The organism is Streptomyces sp. NPDC023157, from assembly GCF_055560575.1.
In genome coordinates this window covers 1-3214 of sequence record NZ_JBVHIL010000020.1, presented here as the reverse complement: position 1 = coordinate 3214, position 3214 = coordinate 1, and the positions used below count along the sequence as shown (strand labels likewise).

Below are 3214 nucleotides of genomic sequence, written 5' to 3'. Positions count from 1 at the left end.
GTAGGGTGATGGGTGGCTGGTCGTTGCTTGAGAACTACACAGTGGACGCGAGCATCTGTGGCCAAGTTTTTAAGGGCGCACGGTGGATGCCTTGGCACCAGGAACCGATGAAGGACGTGGGAGGCCACGATAGTCCCCGGGGAGCCGTCAACCAGGCTTTGATCCGGGGGTTTCCGAATGGGGAAACCCGGCAGTCGTCATGGGCTGTCACCCATGCCTGAACACATAGGGCATGTGGAGGGAACGAGGGGAAGTGAAACATCTCAGTACCCTCAGGAAGAGAAAACAACCGTGATTCCGGGAGTAGTGGCGAGCGAAACCGGATGAGGCCAAACCGTATGCGTGTGATACCCGGCAGGGGTTGCGCATGCGGGGTTGTGGGATCTCTTTTTCACGGTCTGCCGGCCGTGAGACGAGTCAGAAACCGTATGGATAGGCGAAGGACATGCGAAAGGTCCGGCGTAGAGGGTAAGACCCCCGTAGCTGAAATTCATGCGGCTCGTTTAAGAGACACCCAAGTAGCACGGGGCCCGAGAAATCCCGTGTGAATCTGGCGGGACCACCCGCTAAGCCTAAATATTCCCTGGTGACCGATAGCGGATAGTACCGTGAGGGAATGGTGAAAAGTACCGCGGGAGCGGAGTGAAATAGTACCTGAAACCGTGTGCCTACAAGCCGTGGGAGCGTCGCTGTATGTGCTTGCACATACAGTCGTGACTGCGTGCCTTTTGAAGAATGAGCCTGCGAGTTTGCGGTGTGTTGCGAGGTTAACCCGTGTGGGGAAGCCGTAGCGAAAGCGAGTCCGAATAGGGCGATTCAGTAGCACGCTCAAGACCCGAAGCGGAGTGATCTAGCCATGGGCAGGTTGAAGCGGAGGTAAGACTTCGTGGAGGACCGAACCCACCAGGGTTGAAAACCTGGGGGATGACCTGTGGTTAGGGGTGAAAGGCCAATCAAACTCCGTGATAGCTGGTTCTCCCCGAAATGCATTTAGGTGCAGCGTCGTGTGTTTCTTGCCGGAGGTAGAGCACTGGATAGGCGATGGGCCCTACCGGGTTACTGACCTTAGCCAAACTCCGAATGCCGGTAAGTGAGAGCACGGCAGTGAGACTGTGGGGGATAAGCTCCATGGTCGAGAGGGAAACAGCCCAGAGCATCGACTAAGGCCCCTAAGCGTACGCTAAGTGGGAAAGGATGTGGAGTCGCAGAGACAACCAGGAGGTTGGCTTAGAAGCAGCCACCCTTGAAAGAGTGCGTAATAGCTCACTGGTCAAGTGATTCCGCGCCGACAATGTAGCGGGGCTCAAGCGTACCGCCGAAGTCGTGTCATTGCAGCAATAGGGCCAACGCCCGCTGTGATGGGTAGGGGAGCGTCGTGTGCCGGGTGAAGCAGCCGCGGAAGCGAGTTGTGGACGGTTCACGAGTGAGAATGCAGGCATGAGTAGCGATACACACGTGAGAAACGTGTGCGCCGATTGACTAAGGGTTCCTGGGTCAAGCTGATCTGCCCAGGGTAAGTCGGGACCTAAGGCGAGGCCGACAGGCGTAGTCGATGGACAACCGGTTGATATTCCGGTACCCGCTTTGAAACGCCCAATATCGAGCCCATTAATGCTAAGGCCGTGAAGCCGCCCTGGAGCCTTCGGGCAAAGGGGAGTGGTGGAGCCGCTGATCCAAGGTGGTAGTAGGTAAGCGATGGGGTGACGCAGGAAGGTAGTCCAGCCCGGGCGGTGGTAGTCCCGGGGTAAGGGTGTAGGCCGTGTGATAGGCAAATCCGTCACACATTAAGGCTGAGACCTGATGCCGAGCCGATTGTGGTGAAGTGGATGATCCTATGCTGTCGAGAAAAGCCTCTAGCGAGTTTCATGGCGGCCCGTACCCTAAACCGACTCAGGTGGTCAGGTAGAGAATACCGAGGCGTTCGGGTGAACTATGGTTAAGGAACTCGGCAAAATGCCCCCGTAACTTCGGGAGAAGGGGGGCCACGTCTGGTGATCGGATTTACTCCGTGAGCTGGGGGTGGCCGCAGAGACCAGCGAGAAGCGACTGTTTACTAAAAACACAGGTCCGTGCGAAGCCGTAAGGCGATGTATACGGACTGACGCCTGCCCGGTGCTGGAACGTTAAGGGGACCGGTTAGCTCTGTTTCGACAGGGCGAAGCTGAGAACTTAAGCGCCAGTAAACGGCGGTGGTAACTATAACCATCCTAAGGTAGCGAAATTCCTTGTCGGGTAAGTTCCGACCTGCACGAATGGCGTAACGACTTCTCGACTGTCTCAACCATAGGCCCGGTGAAATTGCACTACGAGTAAAGATGCTCGTTTCGCGCAGCAGGACGGAAAGACCCCGGGACCTTTACTACAGTTTGATATTGGTGTTCGGTTCGGCTTGTGTAGGATAGGTGGGAGACTTTGAAGCCGTGACGCCAGTCATGGTGGAGTCGCCGTTGAAATACCACTCTGGTCGTGCTGGATGTCTAACCTCGGTCCGTGATCCGGATCAGGGACAGTGTCTGATGGGTAGTTTAACTGGGGCGGTTGCCTCCCAAAGGGTAACGGAGGCGCCCAAAGGTTCCCTCAGCCTGGTTGGTAACCAGGTGTTGAGTGTAAGTGCACAAGGGAGCTTGACTGTGAGACCGACGGGTCGAGCAGGGACGAAAGTCGGGACTAGTGATCCGGCGGTGGCTTGTGGAAGCGCCGTCGCTCAACGGATAAAAGGTACCCCGGGGATAACAGGCTGATCTTCCCCAAGAGTCCATATCGACGGGATGGTTTGGCACCTCGATGTCGGCTCGTCGCATCCTGGGGCTGGAGTCGGTCCCAAGGGTTGGGCTGTTCGCCCATTAAAGCGGTACGCGAGCTGGGTTTAGAACGTCGTGAGACAGTTCGGTCCCTATCCGCTGTGCGCGTAGGAATATTGAGAAGGGCTGTCCCTAGTACGAGAGGACCGGGACGGACGAACCTCTGGTGTGCCAGTTGTCCTGCCAAGGGCATGGCTGGTTGGCTACGTTCGGGAGGGATAACCGCTGAAAGCATCTAAGCGGGAAGCCTGCTTCGAGATGAGTATTCCCACCTCCTTGAGAGGGTAAGGCTCCCAGTAGACGACTGGGTTGATAGGCCGGATGTGGAAGCCCAGTAATGGGTGGAGCTGACCGGTACTAATAGGCCGAGGGCTTGTCCTCAGTTGCTCGCGTCCACTGTGTTAGTTCTGAAG

At 56.7% G+C, this 3214-nt stretch carries 1 rRNA gene; it reads left to right on the top strand.

The features are described 5' to 3' along the window. Positions 1 to 59 precede the first annotated feature (59 nt). Positions 60 to 3182 (top strand): 23S ribosomal RNA (locus tag ACZ3ZE_RS36910). Positions 3183 to 3214: the final 32 nt, after the last annotated feature.